Source organism: Streptomyces sp. NPDC086080, from assembly GCF_044540255.1.
In the GTDB taxonomy this organism is placed as follows: domain Bacteria; phylum Actinomycetota; class Actinomycetes; order Streptomycetales; family Streptomycetaceae; genus Streptomyces.
The window spans coordinates 218288-235806 of record NZ_JBITRU010000004.1; the positions used below are offsets into that span (position 1 = coordinate 218288).

Sequence of the window (17519 nt, forward strand, 5' to 3'; positions counted from 1 at the left end):
TGCCCGGCGCCTGATTCCTTGCCCAGGCCGACCGGGCGCCTGATCCCCGTGCCAGGGGGCTTGGCGGCTGATCACCGGCCGGGTGGTCCGGCCGAGGCCGGTGTGGGGTCACCGCACCGGGTGACCCAGCAGCATGGTCGGGGCACCGGCGACGCGGGTCAGGAACACCGTGACGGACGCGGTGCCGTGCTGCTTGGGGAGGACCTTGCGGCGCAGTTCCTCCGGTTCGACGGCCGAGCCGCGCTTCTTGACGGTCAGGATGCCGATGCGGCGCTCCCGCAGCAGCGCCTTCAGCTTCTTGACGCCGAAGGGCAGCTGGTCGGTGATCTCGTAGGCGGTGGCGTACGGCGTCGGCCGGTACTCGTCCGCGGTGACGTAGGCGATGGTCGCGTCGATCAGCCCGCCGTCCAGCTCCTCGGCCACCTGGGCGACCAGGTGGGCGCGGATGACCGCCCCGTCCGGCTCGTACAGGTACCTCCCGACCGGCCGGACCTCGGGGTCCGGGAGCATGGTGCCGCGTGTCGCGTGAAGGCCGGCTCCGGCGGGCAGCAGCGTGGCCCGCCGTGCCCCCGGTGTCACGTCCGGGCCGAACCAGAGCACGGCCTCCTTCACGTCTCCGTGGTCCGAGACCCATTCGGCCGTCGCCTCCGCGGGGATCGCCTCGTGCGGGATGCCGGGCCCGATCTTCAGCAGGCCGAACGGTGCCGCGAGTGCGGCGGACACGGCCCAGGACAGCGGCGGAGAGTAGGCCTCCGGATCGAAGATCCGGCCGCGTGGGGAGGACCGCCGGGCCGGATCGACGAACACGGCGTCGTAGCCGGCCGTGTCCACCTCCGTCACATCGGCCTCGCGCACCTCGATCAGGCCGGCCAGCCCGAGCGCGTCGGCGTTGGCGCGGGCCGCCTCACAGGTCAGCGGATCCCGGTCGACGGCCAGGACCCGGATCCCGGCGCGGGCGAACGCGATCGCGTCGCCGCCGATCCCGCAGCACAGGTCGGCGACGGACCGTACCCCCTTGGCCCGGAGGCACTCGGCGCGGTACGCGGCCACGCTCGCCCGGGTCGACTGCTCGACCCCGTTGGGCGTGAAGAACATCCGCCGCGCGTCCTGCGCCCCGAACTTCGCCACCGCCCGCTGCCGCAGCCGTGCCTGGCCGAGCGCGGCCGACACCAGCTCGGCGGGGTGCTCGCGGCGCAATCGGGTGGCGACGGCGAGTTCGTGCGCCGGGTCGGTGTCGCGTACCTCGTCGAGGAGGGCGCGGCCTTCGGGGGTGAGGAGCGGTGCGAGGTCGTTCACCGGGTCATTGTGGGCCAGTCGGTGGACCGTATGCCTCCGGCCGCGGTGTCGGGCCGGGACCGGGCGGTCCGGCTGCGAGGATCCGGCTCCATGCGAGCAGTAGGACAAAACGATAAATACCGGCCTCGGTGTGGCGTACGGACCGGCCTCGCCGTACTCGCTCTCGCCGCCATCGCCTCGGCCTGCGGACAGGGCGGCGGCGACCGGGTCGAACCGGCGAGTGGCCAGCAGCCCCTCCAGGCGCCGCCGGCCCGCGCGCTCGACGCCTACGCCACCAAGCTGCGCGCCGCGCACACCGCGAGGGTCGCCGCCGCGAAACGCTGGGGCCTGAAGAAGGTGCCCCGGACGGCCCCGCCGCCCCCGGCGAAGAAGCCGGGGATCACCACCAGGGACGGCTTCGAGGTCGACGGCCACCGCCGCCTCGGGCTCCCCCCGGTCTTCACCACCGTCCCCACCAAGGAGCGGATCGTCTTCCTCACCATCGACGACGGCGAGGAGAAGGACCCGGCGTTCCTGCGGATGATGAGCGAGCTGAAGATCCCGTACACCGCCTTCCTCAGCGACTACCTCGTCAAGGACGACTACGGCTACTTCGAGAGGATGCGGGACGGGGGTGTCGGCCTGCACAACCACACCCTCCACCACCCCTACCTCCCGGCCCTGTCCCGCGCCCGCCAGCGGCACGAGATCTGCGGCATGCAGAAGATCATCGAGGAACGCTACGGCGAGCGCCCCACCCTCTTCCGCCCGCCCTACGGCAACTACGACAAGGACACCCTGCGCGCCGCGAAGTCCTGCGGGATCACCCACGTCCCCCTCTGGAGCGAGGAGGTCTTCGTCGACCGGTGGGAGTACCGCGAGTGGGACCGCTCACTGCACCCCGGTGACATCGTCCTCAGCCACTTCCGGGGCCGAGACGACTGGAAGGGCACGATGCCGGACATGATCCGCCGCTTCCTGGACAAGGTCACCGCGGAGGGCTACGCGGTGGCGCGGCTGGAGGACTACCTGTGAGGCGGGGGAGGGCCGTGACGCCGGGGCGGGCCGTGACGGCCCTCCTGGCGGCCGCCGCCGCGCTGACCGCGGGATGCGCGGCTCCGGACGGGCCGTCCCGGCTTCTGGTACCGGCCGGGCCGACGGCGACCGGCAGCGCCTCCCCGCCCTCCCCCTCCGCCGCCCTCCCGCCCGTCATCGACCACATCCCGACCGACGACCGGGTCGTCTTCCTCACCTACGACGACGGCGCCGAACGCGACCCCCGCTTCATCGACCTGGTCCGCGCACGCGGACTCCCCGTCAGCATGTTCCTGACGGACAGTGTGATGGGCCCCGGCTACGCCCACTTCGCCCGCCTGCGCGCGGTCGGCGCGAGTCTGCAGAACCACACCCTCGACCATCCCGCCCTGCGCGGGTTGCCCTACGCCGGTCAGCGTGCCGAGATCTGCGGCCAGCAGCGCAAGCTCAAGTCCCGCTTCGGCATCACCCCCCGCCTCTTCCGCCCGCCCTACGGCACGTACGACACCACCACCCTGCGCGCCGCCGCCGACTGCGGCATCGGGGCCGTGGTCCTGTGGCGGGTCACCCTGGAACCCGACGGCCACCTCACCTACACCCACGGCCCCCACCACCTGAACCCCGGCGACATCATCTCCGTACCGTCGGGCGAGGCCCCGACCCTGTCCCTGGCGGAACGAACGGCACGGCTCCTGGCGGAACTGGAGAAGCGGAACCTGAGGGTGGGCAAGCTGGAGACCTACGCCGAAGCCCACCGAGCCGACGTTCACTGACGAGCACGGCCGACCTTCCAGCCGATCCGCGCAGGCTGGAGGGTTACTGGAGGGTTGTGCGGGAGTTCGCCGGGCCGACGGTTCCTGGCGAGCGCCGCTCACCCTCCAGCCCGTCCGGCGTTTGAGGACGAGGCCCGTTCAGGGCCGAAGCGGGGGCCTGGGGGCGGCAGCCCCCAGTGACGGTCACAGCAACACCGCCGGCCGCACAACCCGGTGCCAAAAAACGCCCCCACCCCCCGACGCGCCACACGGCAATTGGCACTCCGCTTGACCGAGTGCTAATCCCGGCCATAGTCTCGGATCTGGCACTCCCCCCTGGAGAGTGCCAACATGCGCGACGGGCAGGTCCGGCACCCGCGACGACGGATCCACCTGGTCGCCACCTCAGACAATTGACCCCGTGAGATCTCCGAAGGGGGAGGTCGGATCGTGACGACCACCAGCTCCAAGGTTGCCATCAAGCCGCTCGAGGACCGCATTGTGGTCCAGCCGCTCGACGCCGAGCAGACCACCGCCTCTGGCCTGGTCATCCCGGACACCGCCAAGGAGAAGCCCCAGGAGGGCGTCGTCCTGGCCGTGGGCCCGGGCCGCTTCGAGAACGGCGAGCGCCTGCCGCTCGACGTCAAGACCGGCGACATCGTGCTGTACAGCAAGTACGGCGGCACCGAGGTGAAGTACAACGGCGAGGAGTACCTCGTCCTCTCGGCTCGCGACGTCCTCGCGATCATCGAGAAGTAGTTCACCCGCTTCCACCGAAGCACATTGCTTTTTGAGCTGCGCCCCGGGCCCCCGCGACCTTATGAAGCCGGGCGTCAGGGGCGCAGTTCGTTTCACCCACGCTTTCCGAGAGGGCTGAACCGCTCCCATGGCGAAGATCCTGAAGTTCGACGAGGACGCCCGTCGCGCCCTTGAGCGCGGCGTCAACAAGCTTGCCGACACGGTGAAGGTGACGATCGGCCCCAAGGGCCGCAACGTCGTCATCGACAAGAAGTTCGGCGCCCCCACCATCACCAACGACGGTGTCACGATCGCCCGTGAGGTCGAGATCGAGGACCCGTACGAGAACCTCGGCGCGCAGCTGGTGAAGGAGGTGGCGACCAAGACCAACGACATCGCGGGTGACGGCACCACCACCGCCACCGTGCTGGCCCAGGCGCTGGTCCGCGAGGGCCTGAAGAACGTCGCCGCCGGTGCCTCCCCGGCCGCCCTGAAGAAGGGCATCGACGCGGCCGTCGCCGCGGTCTCCGAGGACCTGCTCGCCTCGGCCCGCCCGATCGACGAGAAGTCCGACATCGCCGCCGTCGCCGCGCTGTCCGCGCAGGACGAGCAGGTCGGCGAGCTCATCGCCGAGGCGATGGACAAGGTCGGCAAGGACGGTGTCATCACCGTCGAGGAGTCCAACACCTTCGGCCTGGAGCTGGACTTCACCGAGGGCATGGCCTTCGACAAGGGCTACCTGTCCCCGTACTTCGTGACGGACCAGGAGCGCATGGAGGCCGTCCTCGACGACCCCTACATCCTGATCACCCAGGGCAAGATCGCCTCCATCGCGGAGCTGCTGCCGCTGCTGGAGAAGGTCATCCAGGCCAACGCCTCCAAGCCGCTGCTGATCATCGCCGAGGACGTCGAGGGCGAGGCCCTGTCGACCCTGGTCGTCAACAAGATCCGCGGCACCTTCAACGCGGTCGCCGTCAAGGCGCCCGGCTTCGGTGACCGCCGCAAGGCGATGCTGCAGGACATGGCCGTCCTCACCGGCGCCACGGTCATCGCCGAGGAGGTCGGCCTCAAGCTCGACCAGGTCGGCCTGGACGTGCTCGGCTCCGCCCGCCGCGTCACCGTCACCAAGGACGACACCACGATCGTCGACGGTGGTGGCAACAAGGAGGACGTGACCGGTCGCGTCGGCCAGATCAAGGCCGAGATCGAGACCACCGACTCCGACTGGGACCGCGAGAAGCTCCAGGAGCGCCTCGCGAAGCTGGCCGGCGGCGTGTGCGTGATCAAGGTCGGCGCCGCCACCGAGGTGGAGCTGAAGGAGAAGAAGCACCGTCTGGAGGACGCCATCTCCGCGACCCGCGCCGCGGTCGAGGAGGGCATCGTCTCCGGTGGTGGCTCCGCACTGGTCCACGCCGTCAAGGTCCTCGAGGGCAACCTCGGCAAGACCGGCGACGAGGCCACCGGTGTCGCCGTCGTCCGCAAGGCCGCCGTCGAGCCGCTGCGCTGGATCGCCGAGAACGCCGGCCTCGAGGGCTACGTCATCGTCTCCAAGGTGGCCGAGCTGGAGAAGGGCAGCGGCTACAACGCCGCCACCGGCGAGTACGGCGACCTGGTCAAGGCCGGCGTCATCGACCCGGTGAAGGTGACCCGTTCCGCGCTGGAGAACGCCGCCTCCATCGCCTCCCTGCTCCTCACGACCGAGACCCTGGTCGTCGAGAAGAAGGAAGAGGAGGAGCCGGCCGCCGGTGGCCACGGCCACGGCCACGCCCACTGACGACGTAAGGTCGCCGGAACCCGAGTGAGGGCCCGGTTCCCCGTCCACCAGGACGGGGAACCGGGCCCTCGCCGTACCCCGATCATGGAACCGAGCCACGGCGGAGCGTGTCTCTCCCCACAGCGGACGGAGCGGGAAGGGGAAGGGCGATGAAACAGGTGCTCTACGGAGAACAGTCCCGGAACCCCTTGGCACGCACCGTGGAACTCACCGAGAGCGGGCTGCGCCGAGGCGGCCGGACGACTCCGCTGGACGAGCTGAACCTCGCCGCCATGGCGGACGCGTTCCTGCGCGGACAGTGGCTCGGCGGCGGAGGCAGCGAACGCCCCCTGGCATCGTTGCCGCCCGACCGCGGCATCGTCCCGGTCACCCGCGTGACCGGCACCAGCAGGCCCCTGAAGACGCGTCAGTCCTCCGCCTTCGCCCGCGCGCTGGGCGAACTGGCGGTGCGCAGATGCGGCGGACCCGACCAGGTGGCCGCCCTGGCCGCGCGGGCGCACGCGGAGGGCGTACCGCTGTGGATCGCGCGCCGGTACGCGCACGGCCCGGCCGGCCCGGTGACCGTCACCGTGGACCGGCGCTCGGTACGCGTGGACGTCTGGGGCCCTCACGCCCCGGCTGTACGGCTCAGAGCCCCGCAGGGCTACCTCCTCGACACGCCCGACCGCACGGGCGGCCTGACCCTGACCGTCGGTGACATCCCCGCGCGGCTCGAACTCCACAACAAGTTCCGCAAGTCCAAGAGCAAGGTCGAGATCCGCCTGCCCGACCGGCAGTGGACCCTGCGCCGCGAGACCGCGGTGAGCTCCTCGCTGCTGCGCGACGGCACCCGCATCGCCGTACTCACCCGCCCGCCCCGCGGCACGACCCCGCCACCCGGCACCGTCCTGCTGCCGCTCGCCGACGTGCACCACGAGAGCCCCGACCCCCTGGACGCGGTGCTGGCCCACGCGGTCGCGGTCTCCTTCGGCCTCGGCGACACCACGGGCGCGGCCAGGTTTCGCCCCAGGCACCGCTCCCGGGGGACCGCGGACGACGCCGACTGGGACCAGCCCTGGTTCAGCAACCTCGGCAGAAACCGGGACGACAACGAATCCGGCGGCGGCGACGGCTGGGGCAGCGACGGCGGAGACGGTGGCGACGGAGGCGGAAGCGGTGGGGGCGACGGAGGAGGGGACGGCGGCGGCGGAGGCGGAGGCGACTGAGCCCACCCGGAAACCGCGCCCCGCCCCGCCCCACCCCATCCCGCTCCCGGCTGAAGGCTCACCACGCCTTGCTGCGGTCGAACTCCGTGATGTTGATGGTCACGCCGGAGGTCTTGAGCGTGGTGGGTGACTCACCCGTGGCCGTCTGCCCCGGCTGTACGTCGGTGGCGAACTCGGTCGAGTTGTAGAGCCGTTTGCCGTCCGGGCCCACGGCTTCCCACTCCCAGGTGTAGTCCGACTTCTCCGAACTCCGGTTCGTGATGGTCCAGGTGACCCAGATGTCCTCGAACCCGGCCTGCGAGCGGTCGTCGATCTCGAAACTGACGAGATCGTCGCGCTCACCGTCCGCCGCCTCCGACCGCCCGCCCTGCGGCTCCTCACCCTGTCCCTCGGCCTTCTGCTTCTCCGCGGTCGCGGTGCCGTCGTCCGGGGCCGGGGTGGAGCTGTCGTCCTCGACGGTGCAACCGCCGACGGCCAGCCCGCCCACCATGGTCACTGCCGCACAGGCGGCCACAACACCGAATCTTCGCATCGTACGGCCCTTCTGACGCTGTATGTCATGTATAGACCCGTTTGGTGCAACGCGCAGGTCGAGGCCGCGTGAGCGCCGGCTCACCCGCCTCGGCCGTTCGGGCTCACCAGCACTCCGGACACCGCGCGTTCGCCCCGTCAGGCGGCCGTCGGTGCGGCCCTGCGTGCGGCCCGCACCGTGGCGGACAGGGCGGCGAAGGCCCGCGTCAGGTCCTCCTGGGTGGAGGGCACGACCCCGCGCATCAGGACGAAGGCGTGGATGTGCCCATCGGCTTCGAGGAAGGTCGTGGGCACGCCCGCGGTGACGAGGGCGGCCGCATAGGCGCGGCCCTCGTCACGGATCGGGTCCTCGCCCGCGGTGAGGACGACGGCCGGCGGCAGGCCGGTGAGGTCGCCGAGGAGCGGCGAGCCGCGCCAGTCGTGGGCGTCGGCACGGTAGTGGTCGTAGTACCAGCGGAGGCCCGCCTCGGTCAGCAGCCGTCCGGTGGCGAACTCCTCCTGCGAGGGGTACGGACGTGAGAGGTCGGTGGCCGGATAGATCGTGATGTGCGCCTGGACCTGGACCGCGGCCGGGGCGTCACGCAGGGCCATCGCTGTCACGACGGTCAGCGTCCCCCCGGCGCTGTCTCCGCCGAGCACCAGGGCGTCGGCCTCACGACCGAGCTCACGGGGGCGTGAGGCGACCCATCGGGCGGCGTCCTCCGCGTCCTCGACCGCGGCCGGATACGGGTGCTCCGGGGCCAGCCGGTAGTCGACGAGCACCACCGGGAGGTCGAGCATCCGTGCGACGTCGGCCGCGAAGCCGCCGTGCGTCTCCAGGTCTCCGGTGACGAATCCGCCCCCGTGGTACCACACGACCACCGGGCCGGGCTCACGCTCCGCTCGTGGGTCGAGGAGCAGACCGGCGATCGCGCCGGACCGTGTCGGGATGGCCAGCGGCCGCTGCACGGCGATCTCGCCGACGGGCAGGTCCGCGGCCTTGACCGACGCGCGCAGGCCGGCGCGTGCCTGCTGTGGGCTCTGGGTCTCTATGTCGGGCATGTCGGCGGCGGCGAGGTGGGAGAGAAGCGCTTCCACATCTGCACGGGGCATGATCGTCCTCACGTTGATGTCAGATTATGACATCGGCAAGGCTAACACCTGACGTCACAATCTGACATCACTGATAGGGTCGGCTCATGAGCCGCTGGAAACCGGGAAGCCGTGCGCGACTCCAGGAAGCCGCCCTCGACCTGTTCCTGGAACGCGGCTATGCGGCGACGACCACCGCGTCCATCGCCGAGCGGGCCGGTGTGACCGACCGGACCTTCTACCGCCACTTCAAGGACAAGAGCGAAGTGCTGTTCGGCGACGAAGGCCGGATCGAGCACCTCATGGTCACCGCCGTGACGGACTCCGAGTCGTCCGCCTCCGGCGCCCTGCGGGAGGCCCTGCGCGCGGTCGCGCGGGACTTCGAGCCGCGTCGCGGCGCCATGGCCAGACGGGCGACCGTCATCGAGTCCGTACCGGACCTGGCGGAACGCGAACTGTGGAAGCTCCGCGCCTGGTCACAGGCGCTCACGCAAGCACTCGTCGAACGGGGCGAGGAACCCTTCACCGCTCAGGCCCAGGTCGAGGTGGCCCTGGCCCTGTTCCGTACGGCTTTCCAGTCGTGGACACACGACGACGCCGCGCCGTGCCTCGATGAACTCATCCGGAACGCCTACAACGCCGTCCGCCTCCCCCACGCCTGACGGCTGAGGATCCGCCCTGCCGGGTCGCGGCAGTCGCTGGTCACGCCGGATCGACGACGAGCGCCGCCTCGTCCACCGGGCCACCGAGAAGGACGTCGTGATCATCAAGGCCCGGTACCACTACTGACGGTCCGGCGCGGCGGGCACCACGGCCCACACCGTCTTGCCGGCGCGCCGGGGCGCGGGGCCGTTCCCCACTCCTTGGCCAGGGCGGCGACGAGGAGGAGCCCCCGCCCGCCGTCCTCCCCGCTTCCGGCGTCCCGCGTCTCGGGTAGCCGCTCGCCCCGCGCGTCGCTCACCTCGACGCGGACGTGCCCGTCCTCCTCCCTGCTGAGCCGCAGCTCGGCGTCCCGGCAGGGGACCCGGCCGTGGGTCGCGGCGTTGGCGGACAGTTCGCCCACGATCAGCTCGACGGAGTCGTGCGCCGGGGTGCCGTAGCGCCACCCCCAGGCGTCCATCCGGCAGGAGGCGAGCCGACGGGCGAGCCGGGCACCGCGGGGCGAGGCGGTGAAGCGGAACGAGAACACCGTCTGATCGGCGAGCGGGAACGGCAGCGCGGACCGCCGCTCCTGGTGGGGGGAAAGTGGTCATGCCCCGAAGATCCCGCGCCCACACCCCTGCTCACCAGGAGCGACGCCCTCACGACGGCGCTCTGTCGGGGCGCTGGGCGGTGGGCGGTGCTGTCGGGCTTGTCGGGGCGGTCTCCGAACAGGCCGACGAGGACCATGCGGGCAAAGGGTTCTCAGGGAACCTGACGGTAGACCTCGCGGCGGTTGCCCACGGCCAGCACCCACACGATGAGCCGACCGTCCTCGATGGTGTAGACGGCCCGGTAGTCACCGACCCTGAGCCGCCACCGGGCGTCGTGCCCTCGGAGGGCTTTCACGTCGAACGCCGCCGTGTCCCCCGCGTCCATCGCCTTCTGGAGTTCGGCCAGGCGGTACAGGATGCGCAGGGCGTCGGGGCGCGGGATCTTGAGCATGTCCCGCTGGGCGTGCGGGGTGAAGCGCGTGACGTACCCCACGCGCGTCAGCCCTGCTGGTCGCGGAGCAGGGCGGCCATCTCTTCGAGTGAGACCGATCCGTCGGTTCCTTCGGACTCGGCTTCGTCGGCCAGCCGGTTGAGCCATGCCTCCTCGGCGTCCTCGGCGAGTTGGCGCAGCCGCTGGTACTCCTGGATGTCGATCACGATGGCTTCCTGCTTGCCGCGCCGCGTGATGATCGTCGGCGTCTCCTCGCGGCGGGCGCGGTCGATGACATCGGCGAGGTGGTTGCGGACCTCGGCCATGGACTCGACTACCGGTTCACTCATGTCACGAATGTAGCAGATGTACATGAAGGCCCCGGTCTACCGGTGATGTGTCCTCGCGTCGATGCTCGGCGGACCGGCATGGGGCGGTGGTGAGGTGAGGCAGCGGCGGCAGAGGGTTTCGTCGCCGGTCGGACGGAAGAGCGTCGCCTGGACGTGGTCGCCCTCGCATTCCCGGAGGGAGGCGAGGCGGCTGGTCGGGCGGGCGGAGGTGGGGCGTTGGGCGGCCGGGGCGGTGTCGGGGCCCGGCGCGGGTGGCATGTCGCGGAGGAGGTAGCGCAGGAGGCCGCCGGGGCGGTGGACCGGGGTGCCGTCGTCGGGGAGGCCGCGCAGGATGTGGGTGCGGATGGCGGTGGGGGCGTGACCGGCGGCGAGCCAGCGGGAGACGAGGCGGGCCAGTTCGTCGTGCATGCCGCGTGGGATGCGGCGCAGGTCGGGGGAGAGGTGGGGGAGGGCGGCGACGAGGGCGTGGGCGGCTTCGGAGGGCTCGGTCGTCTCGGTCGCCTCTGGGGTGGGCTCGGGCTCCGGGTCCGGCTTCCGCTCCGGCGGGGCGGGACGGTGGGAGGTGTTTTCCCCGGGGTTTTTCCTTGGATGACCGTCGGTGGGCCGAGGGGCCGGAGCACCGACGGCCGGGATGCGGGGACTCGGCGCGACCTGCGGTGACGCGTCGACGGAGGGGCTGTGGACGGGCATCCGGGCGAGGATCTTGGCGGCCTCGGCGGCGCTCAACGGCACGTTGGAGACGAGCTGTTGGGTGCCCCAGTGTCCGCCCGGCCCCTGGAGCCGCCGCTCGTGCACGAAGCCTTCCTCCTTGAGCTGCCGCTTGGCCCGCGTGAAGGCGCACGCCCCGATGCGGGCGCGTTCGGCGGTGCGTGACAACGACTCGCGCGCCCCGTCGGGGAGGGAGAGCTGCCAGGTCAGCAGCCGCACGGCGTCGGAGGACAGCCGGGGGTGCCGGATCAGGTCGTGGGAGAACTGGGAGAAGGCGCGCGGGGGCGCGATATGGTGCCGGTAAATCAACGGTGGAGTCCTGTTCCACTGGTGGTTCAAGGCCCTCGCGGACGGGTGCAACCGGCCGCGGGGGTCGCCTTCGTTCCGTGCTCGGAGTGCACGCGGAAGACGTGATGTCGAGGCGACGCTACCGCACACTGCGTGTATGCATGGACGCGTTGAGTGAAGAAGGCTTTCGCGAAGGGCGACCACGGGTCAGCGGGGCCCTCGACATGGGTGCCCCGGGTAGCGAGGTGACGCATCGCATCGGCCGCTCCGCTGGGTTGGGTCTCCTGTGCGACGGGGAGAACAACGAACAGTTGATACATCCGGGGGCATAGGGGGCTTTGCGTGGACGCGGCGGAACTGGCGGGCTTAGCGGTAGGCGTGGTGGCCGCAGTGGCGACAGGGGCGGCCACCGGCGTGGGGGAAGGAGCGGGCACGGCGGTCGCCGACGTGGTGCGCGCCCGCCTGGTGTCGACGGAGCGAGGGCAGCGGGCCCTGGAAGGCCTCGACGCGGATCCGAACGCCGCGTCGGCCCGGTCCGAGGCCGGGGGCCTCCTGCGCGAGGAGATCGAGGCGGATCCCGAGCTACGGAGCCGCCTGGAACAGCAGCTGTCCGGGGTCGTGGCACACTCCTCCGTGGTGATCACGGGGGGCCGGGTCTCCCGCAGTCCGATCGCGATCGGTCCGCTGACGATCAACAACACACGTCAGGCACGGGGGTGGTTCGTCGCTGCGGCGGCTCTGCTTGTGGCGCTTGTCGCCCTCGCCTCCTACGGCGGGGTCCAGTTGTTCGGAGCAGACGACTCTCCGGGGACATCACCACAGGGGACGGAGCAGAGCGGCCTCCTGCCGGCTGAGGGCGGCGAGGGCCCGTCCGACCGGAGTGGTGACAGGGCGGTGGACACCAGCGGCTTCCTGTCGACGAGCGAGACCGGGCGGGTCCTGCCCACCTTGCAGGACATGCCGCCGAGCTGGACTCCGTACCGAAAGGCGCGCGTCTCCTCGGCGGAGGAGCCCGGACAGTGCCACCAGGGCCGGGTGGAGTACGAGTCGTTGGAACCGGACGTCGGGTTCCTGGTCGCGGAGTTCACCGTCTACGCCTGCCCCAGCGCCGACACGGCCGGTGCCTGGTACGAGGAGGTGCTCGGCTGGCAGCAGGGTTACGACGAGACGAACCCGATCTCCATGCCGCGCTTCGGCGACGAGAGCACGGCACTCGTCTATTACAAGGCCCCCGAGGACAGCACCACGGCGGTCACCTTGGTGCGCACCGGAACTGTTCTCCTCATGCTGAAGTACGCGCACGTGGATGATCAACCCGAGTACGCGGCACACGTGCAGGAACTGACCGCGATCTTCGCCGGTCTGGCCACGGGCTGACGAGCCGGTGTCCGGCGGATTCGGTCGGCGGTCCGTACGCGGTCAGGTCCCGGCGCACACGTCGTGACGGCGCGCGGGGAGACGTTCACCCGTACGACGCAACTCGTGGGGATTCCGGTCCGGTCGGCACGGAAGGCGCCCTACGGTGCGAGCACGGGTGATCGGTGGAGGTCGTGCTGAGAGGGCTGGTGCGATGGAGTCGGGAGTGGACTCGGGTGGGGGTGTGGAGGGCGAGGGCGTGGGCGCCGATTCCAACGGGGAGTTCCTGCGGTGCTTCGGGCGGTAGATGAAGCTGCTGCGGGAGGCCGCGGGGCTGACACGGGCGCAGTTGGGCGAGCGGGTCGGATACGGCGAGGCGCAGATCGCGTCGGTGGAGCAGGGGCGGCGGATTCCGCGAAGGCGGGCGGGGCGGGAGCGCGGGGCGGGGCCCGTCCCGCCGGTGAGGAAGCCGCGATGCGGCGACAGCCCGTCAGGGCGCTCGTAGGATGCCTGGATGCCCGAGCCGATACGGACGAGCCGCCGCACGTGGGTTGCCGCGTGGGTGGTGCTGTGCGCGGCCGGCCTCGCCGCCACTGCCGGACTGAACGCCTCCCCGGTACCGGACCCGCAGCCCGAGAGGCCCGTCAGCGCCGAGTGCGCCGAGTACGTCGCGGACGTCGGGAGGCGACTGGCCGAGGCCAAGAAGGAAGGCGGGGGAGACGGAATACTGGCCTTCTCCCGAGTCCGGACCGGCACCGGGGACGACTGCGACGACGAGCTCCGCGACCGCCTCCGGGGCGACCGGTGAGCCGTGGTGCACGGCTCGCCGCGATGGCGGGACTGACCTGCGTCGGTGCCGTGGCGATCATCGCCGTGGGCGCCACGACGGAACCGGAACCTGAGCCGGGGCCCGCACCGTCGCGGGTGTACTCCTCCTGTCTGGCGGCCGACACCGTGCCGGTGCCCGCGGGCGGCGACCCGTGCGCAGGCCGGTGAAGGCGGAAAGCACGTCGGGACTCCTCCGGCAGTGCTCTGTGGGACGACGAGAAGACGGCACGCACAGGGAACGGCCGTAGCCCCGTCCAACACCGCCAGACCGGGGAACCGCGCCCGCACCCGGGACGGGTCCTGCATGACGGTCCGTCAGGGTCGGTTCGCGGACGGCTCATGTGCGGGGACGGGGATTCGGCGGTGGGTGTCGGTGAGCAGGTGGTGCATCGCCATGCGGAAGATCTCGGCCTGGTGGCCGCCGAGGAAGGTGGTGTGTCCGAACACCTCGAGGACGACCAGGCCGTGCATATGGCCCCACGCGCTCACGAGCAGCGCGGCCGCGGCGGGCGGCAGGGGTACCGGGCCCTCGGCATCGCCTGGAAGGGCTTCGAAGTGGGTCCGGAGCGGGGGCGGCAGGGCGTGGGTGTCGGCCGCGGCGAGTTGCTCCTGGGTGAACCCGCTGAAGAACACCTGCTGGAAGACCGCGCTCATCCGGCGCATCGCCCGGGTGGTGGGGCCCTCGACGGGTGCCGCGTAGTCGCGCAGGGGGGTGCCGTAGATGAGCTGGAACCGTTCGGGGTGGGTGACGGCCCAGGTGCGGTAGCTCTCGCTCGCCTTCACGAAGGGCGGGACGGCTTCCATGGGGGCCGGGGACCGTCCGTCGGCGGGGGTGCCGACGGCGGTCTGTACGGCGTCGGCCAGGTCGTCGTACGCCTTGGTGATGAGCACGGTGACGAGGGCGTCCCGGTTCGGGAAGTAGTGGTAGAGCGCCTGGACGGTCATGCCGAGGCTGCGGGCGACGGCGCGCAGGGAGAGGGCGGCGGGACCGTGCTCGTCCAGGTGGCGCTCGGCGGCTTCCACGATCTCCTGGGTGGCGACGGCCCGGCGTTGCTGGCGCAGGGAGAGCGGCGCGGGACCGGTCACGGGCGCGGACGCGGCGCCGGTGGTCGGGATCGGGAGGTGTTCGGGCATGCGGCCGAGCTTACGACGAGGCTCCGATGAAGCGTCAAGAATATTTACAGCATGGATGTTATATCTGACACTGTCAGAAAATTCTCCTTCTGTCAAAGGATCTGTCGCCTCACTAACGTCGTGCTCGCGACGAGGAATGCGACACCGCGCCTGCCGGACGGGGTTCAAGGGTGTGCGGGTTGCCACGCCGGCCCATTCGGGCGTCCGGCGGACACGTCGTCCCCACCGTTGTGGACAATTCGAAGGAGATGTGGCGTGTTCGAACGCTTGGCAGAGTTGGTGATCCGCCGGGCCCGGTTGGTCCTGGCCGTGGCCGTCGCGGCGGTCGTCCTCATGACCGTGGTGGGCGCGGGCGCGTTCGACAAGCTGCTCGGCGGCGGCTTCGACGACCCTGCCTCCGAGTCCAGCCGGGCCGCCGAGGTCATCGACGAGAGATTCGGCGGGGAGACGAACCTCATCCTGCTGGTGCGCGCCTCCGACGGCGATGTCGACGCCTCCGGCGCCCGGCGCAGCGGCGAGGCGCTGGTCGCCGAACTGAAGGAGGAGAAGCGGCTCACCAACGTCGTCTCCTACTGGGAGACGGACAACCCCGTGCTGCGGTCCCGGGACGGCAGCGAGGCCATGGTGCTGGCCCACGTGACGGGCGACGAGACCCAACAGCGGCTCAGCGCGAAGGAGTTGCTGGAGACGTACACCGGCACCCACGACGGCACGCTCACGGTCCGGGCCGGCGGAGGCGCCGCCGTGGGCGGCGAGCTGTCCCAGCAGGTGGTGGACGACCTGATCCTGGCCGAGGCCATCGCGGTCCCGCTGACGCTCATCCTGCTGCTGTTCGTGTTCGGCAGCGTCGTCGCGGCGCTGCTGCCGCTGGTGATCGCCGTCATCGCCGTCGTCGGCTCGCTCGCCCAGCTGTCGCTGCTCGCCGATGTCACCGATGTCGCCGACACCGCGACCAACCTCACCACCGCCCTCGGCCTGGGACTGGGCATCGACTACGCCCTGCTGATGGTCAGCCGCTTCCGTGAGCAGCTGGGGGCCGGCGCGAGCGTGGAGGACGCGGTGCGGCGCACGGTGAGCACCGCGGGCCGTACCGTCGCGTTCTCCGCCGCGACCGTGGCGGCGGCGCTCGGCGCGCTGCTGGTGTTCCCGCAGTACTTCCTCCGCTCGTGCGGCTTCGCCGGAGTCGGTGTCGTCGCCATCGCGGCCGTCAGCACGCTGTTCGTGATGCCGGCGCTGCTCGTCGTGCTGGGCCACCGGGTCAACAGCGGGCGGCTGCCGTGGGCGAAGCCGGGGCGTACCGACGCACGGGCGCCGATGTGGGGGCGGCTGGCCCGTACCGTCATGCGGCGGCCGGCGCTCACCGCGCTGCCCGTCCTCGCCGTGCTGGTGCTGGCGGCGAGCCCGCTGCTCGGCATCACCTTCGGCATCCCGGACGAGCGGGTGCTGCCCGAGGACGCGGGGAGCCGGCAGGTATCCACGGCGCTGCGGGAGAACTTCGACGGCACCGAGGAAGCCGCACTGCACATCGTCATCGACCAGGCCGTGGAGAAGGGCCCGCTGGCCTCGTACGCGTCGGAACTGTCCGACCTCGACGGTGTGGTGCGGGTCGAGACCAGCACGGGCACCTACAGCGGGGGGAAATCCGGGGCGGACGGCGCCGGCAACCCGGCGCTCGGGCGGGAAGACGCCCAGCGGATCACCGTGGTGAGTTCCCTGACGCCGAGGTCGGAGGCGGCACAGACGCTGGTCGAGGAGACGAGGGCGGTCACCCCGCCCGGCGGGACCGCCCTCGTCGGCGGTAGTGACGCCCAGCTGGTCGACTCCAGGGAGTCCATCGGCGACCGGCTGCCCCTCGCCCTGGCCCTGATCGTCCTCACCACCTTCGCCCTGCTCTTCCTGTTCACCGGCAGTGTCGTGCAGCCGCTGCGGGCGCTGGTCCTGAACGTGACGAGCCTGGCGGCGACGCTCGGCGTCATGACGTGGATCTTCCAGGACGGCAACCTCTCCTCCCTGCTCGGCTTCACCCCGCAGCCGATGGAGATGGCGATGACGGTGCTGATGTTCTGCATCGCCTTCGGCCTGTCGATGGACTACGAGGTGTTCGTCACCAGCCGCATCAAGGAACTCCACGACCTGGGCAAGGACAACGAGACCGCCGTGGCCGACGGTCTCGGGCACACCGGACGCATCGTGAGCGCGGCGGCCTTCCTGCTCGCGGTGAGCTTCTTCGCCTTCGGCACCTCGCAGATCAGTTTCATGCAGATGTTCGGCCTGGGCAGCGGGCTGGCCATCCTCATCGACGCCCTCGCCGTGCGCGGTGTGCTCGTCCCCGCCGCGATGCGCCTGCTGGGCCGCTCGGCCTGGTACGCGCCGCCGTTCCTGCGCAGGTTCCACGACCGGTTCGGGCTCCACGAGGGCGGACCGGTGACGGCCGCGGTGCCGACAGCCGGCCGGCCGCAGGCCCAGGCGCAGCCGCCGTACGTGAAGGACACGACCCGAGTCTGACCACGCGACCCGCCCGGCCCGCCCGGCCGCCGTGCTCGAGCACCGGCGGCCGGCGGAACTCGCGTCGGCTCACCCAAGGGGGCGACCGGCAAGGCAATGCGGCCCCGCGCCGCATTGTGTTCACCAGGCTGCGCTTCGATCCCCGCACCCAGGCGTACTACGAACGCCGCACTCGGGAGGGCGAGACCCGACGTGAGATCACCGGATGCCTCGAGCGTTATGCCGCCCGAGAGGTCTTCAGCCTGGTCGGGAGGCGTCCAGTGCCGCCTCGCCATCGGGCGGCGGTGATACGGCGGAGCCCCGTCGGGAACTGTCCCGATGGGGCTTCCGCGGAGTTCGTCGGGCC

The 17519-nt window shown here is 71.3% G+C and carries 20 protein-coding genes; 12 read left to right on the top strand and 8 right to left on the bottom strand.

The window, feature by feature from the left end; translation table 11 throughout:
* Positions 1–108: 108 nt before the first annotated feature.
* A complete protein-coding gene (locus ACIF9R_RS07055; RefSeq protein WP_399975395.1) occupies positions 109–1296 on the bottom strand; it encodes a methyltransferase domain-containing protein in 1188 nt (395 codons plus the stop codon).
* A 90-nt stretch (positions 1297–1386) separates the two neighbouring features.
* On the opposite strand from ACIF9R_RS07055, the gene ACIF9R_RS07060 reads away from it, so the two are divergent.
* The 5 genes from ACIF9R_RS07060 (at position 1387) to ACIF9R_RS07080 (ending at position 6779) form a co-directional block, all read left to right on the top strand.
* A complete protein-coding gene (locus ACIF9R_RS07060) occupies positions 1387–2310 on the top strand; it encodes a polysaccharide deacetylase family protein (RefSeq protein WP_399975398.1) in 924 nt (307 codons plus the stop codon).
* Positions 2307–3083, top strand: a complete 777-nt coding sequence (locus ACIF9R_RS07065; protein WP_399975400.1) for a polysaccharide deacetylase family protein — start codon at positions 2307–2309, stop codon at positions 3081–3083. Before ACIF9R_RS07060 ends, ACIF9R_RS07065 begins: the two co-directional genes overlap by 4 nt.
* Positions 3084–3512: 429 nt before the next feature.
* Complete coding sequence (gene groES, locus ACIF9R_RS07070; RefSeq protein WP_003998759.1) at positions 3513–3821, top strand: co-chaperone GroES; 309 nt, start codon at positions 3513–3515, stop codon at positions 3819–3821.
* Between the two features lie 127 nt (positions 3822–3948).
* Positions 3949–5574, top strand: a complete 1626-nt coding sequence (gene groL, locus ACIF9R_RS07075; protein ID WP_399975403.1) for a chaperonin GroEL — start codon at positions 3949–3951, stop codon at positions 5572–5574.
* Between the two features lie 149 nt (positions 5575–5723).
* Positions 5724–6779, top strand: a complete 1056-nt coding sequence (locus ACIF9R_RS07080) for a hypothetical protein (protein ID WP_399975406.1) — start codon at positions 5724–5726, stop codon at positions 6777–6779.
* Positions 6780–6837: 58 nt separating this feature from the next.
* Here the strand turns inward: ACIF9R_RS07080 and ACIF9R_RS07085 are convergent, their stop codons facing one another.
* Positions 6838–7311, bottom strand: a complete 474-nt coding sequence (locus ACIF9R_RS07085; protein WP_399975408.1) for a hypothetical protein — start codon at positions 7309–7311, stop codon at positions 6838–6840.
* A gap of 137 nt (positions 7312–7448) precedes the next feature.
* Positions 7449–8402 (bottom strand): alpha/beta hydrolase, encoded by a 954-nt coding sequence (locus tag ACIF9R_RS07090; RefSeq protein WP_399975411.1) that lies wholly within the window; start codon positions 8400–8402, stop codon positions 7449–7451.
* A gap of 86 nt (positions 8403–8488) precedes the next feature.
* Here ACIF9R_RS07090 and ACIF9R_RS07095 point away from each other — a divergent pair, with 86 nt between their 5' ends.
* Together ACIF9R_RS07095 and ACIF9R_RS07100 are read left to right on the top strand one after the other, a co-directional pair.
* A complete protein-coding gene (locus tag ACIF9R_RS07095) occupies positions 8489–9043 on the top strand; it encodes a TetR/AcrR family transcriptional regulator (RefSeq protein WP_399975413.1) in 555 nt (184 codons plus the stop codon).
* Positions 9044–9092: 49 nt separating this feature from the next.
* Complete coding sequence (locus tag ACIF9R_RS07100) at positions 9093–9170, top strand: hypothetical protein (protein WP_399975746.1); 78 nt, start codon at positions 9093–9095, stop codon at positions 9168–9170.
* Here the strand turns inward: ACIF9R_RS07100 and ACIF9R_RS07105 are convergent.
* The 4 genes from ACIF9R_RS07105 to ACIF9R_RS07120 form a co-directional block, all read right to left on the bottom strand.
* Positions 9148–9570 carry an ATP-binding protein gene (locus ACIF9R_RS07105; protein ID WP_399975415.1) on the bottom strand — a complete coding sequence of 141 codons (423 nt, stop codon included), beginning with the start codon at positions 9568–9570 and terminating at the stop codon, positions 9148–9150. The genes ACIF9R_RS07100 and ACIF9R_RS07105 overlap by 23 nt on opposite strands.
* A gap of 215 nt (positions 9571–9785) precedes the next feature.
* Positions 9786–10067 carry a type II toxin-antitoxin system RelE/ParE family toxin gene (locus ACIF9R_RS07110; protein ID WP_399975418.1) on the bottom strand — a complete coding sequence of 94 codons (282 nt, stop codon included), beginning with the start codon at positions 10065–10067 and terminating at the stop codon, positions 9786–9788.
* Between the two features lie 5 nt (positions 10068–10072).
* On the bottom strand, positions 10073–10354 hold the full coding sequence (locus ACIF9R_RS07115) for a type II toxin-antitoxin system Phd/YefM family antitoxin (RefSeq protein WP_399975421.1): 282 nt from the start codon (positions 10352–10354) through the stop codon (positions 10073–10075).
* A 36-nt stretch (positions 10355–10390) separates the two neighbouring features.
* Entirely contained in the window at positions 10391–11371 is a 981-nt protein-coding gene (locus ACIF9R_RS07120) for a hypothetical protein (protein WP_399975424.1), read from the bottom strand.
* Between the two features lie 369 nt (positions 11372–11740).
* Here ACIF9R_RS07120 and ACIF9R_RS07125 point away from each other — a divergent pair, with 369 nt between their 5' ends.
* From ACIF9R_RS07125 to ACIF9R_RS07140, 4 genes are all read left to right on the top strand, one after another.
* Positions 11741–12727 carry a hypothetical protein gene (locus ACIF9R_RS07125; RefSeq protein WP_399975427.1) on the top strand — a complete coding sequence of 329 codons (987 nt, stop codon included), beginning with the start codon at positions 11741–11743 and terminating at the stop codon, positions 12725–12727.
* 286 nt (positions 12728–13013) lie between these two features.
* Positions 13014–13211 (top strand): helix-turn-helix domain-containing protein, encoded by a 198-nt coding sequence (locus tag ACIF9R_RS07130; RefSeq protein ID WP_399975430.1) that lies wholly within the window; start codon positions 13014–13016, stop codon positions 13209–13211.
* A gap of 9 nt (positions 13212–13220) precedes the next feature.
* Positions 13221–13514, top strand: coding sequence for a hypothetical protein (locus ACIF9R_RS07135; RefSeq protein ID WP_399975432.1), 294 nt, complete (start codon positions 13221–13223; stop codon positions 13512–13514).
* A complete protein-coding gene (locus ACIF9R_RS07140; RefSeq protein WP_399975435.1) occupies positions 13511–13702 on the top strand; it encodes a hypothetical protein in 192 nt (63 codons plus the stop codon). Before ACIF9R_RS07135 ends, ACIF9R_RS07140 begins: the two co-directional genes overlap by 4 nt.
* A gap of 147 nt (positions 13703–13849) precedes the next feature.
* On the opposite strand, the gene ACIF9R_RS07145 is transcribed toward ACIF9R_RS07140, so the two are convergent.
* Entirely contained in the window at positions 13850–14668 is an 819-nt protein-coding gene (locus ACIF9R_RS07145; RefSeq protein WP_399975437.1) for a TetR/AcrR family transcriptional regulator, read from the bottom strand.
* Positions 14669–14923: 255 nt separating this feature from the next.
* Here ACIF9R_RS07145 and ACIF9R_RS07150 point away from each other — a divergent pair, with 255 nt between their 5' ends.
* Complete coding sequence (locus tag ACIF9R_RS07150; protein WP_399975439.1) at positions 14924–17173, top strand: MMPL family transporter; 2250 nt, start codon at positions 14924–14926, stop codon at positions 17171–17173.
* Positions 17174–17519 lie beyond the last annotated feature (346 nt).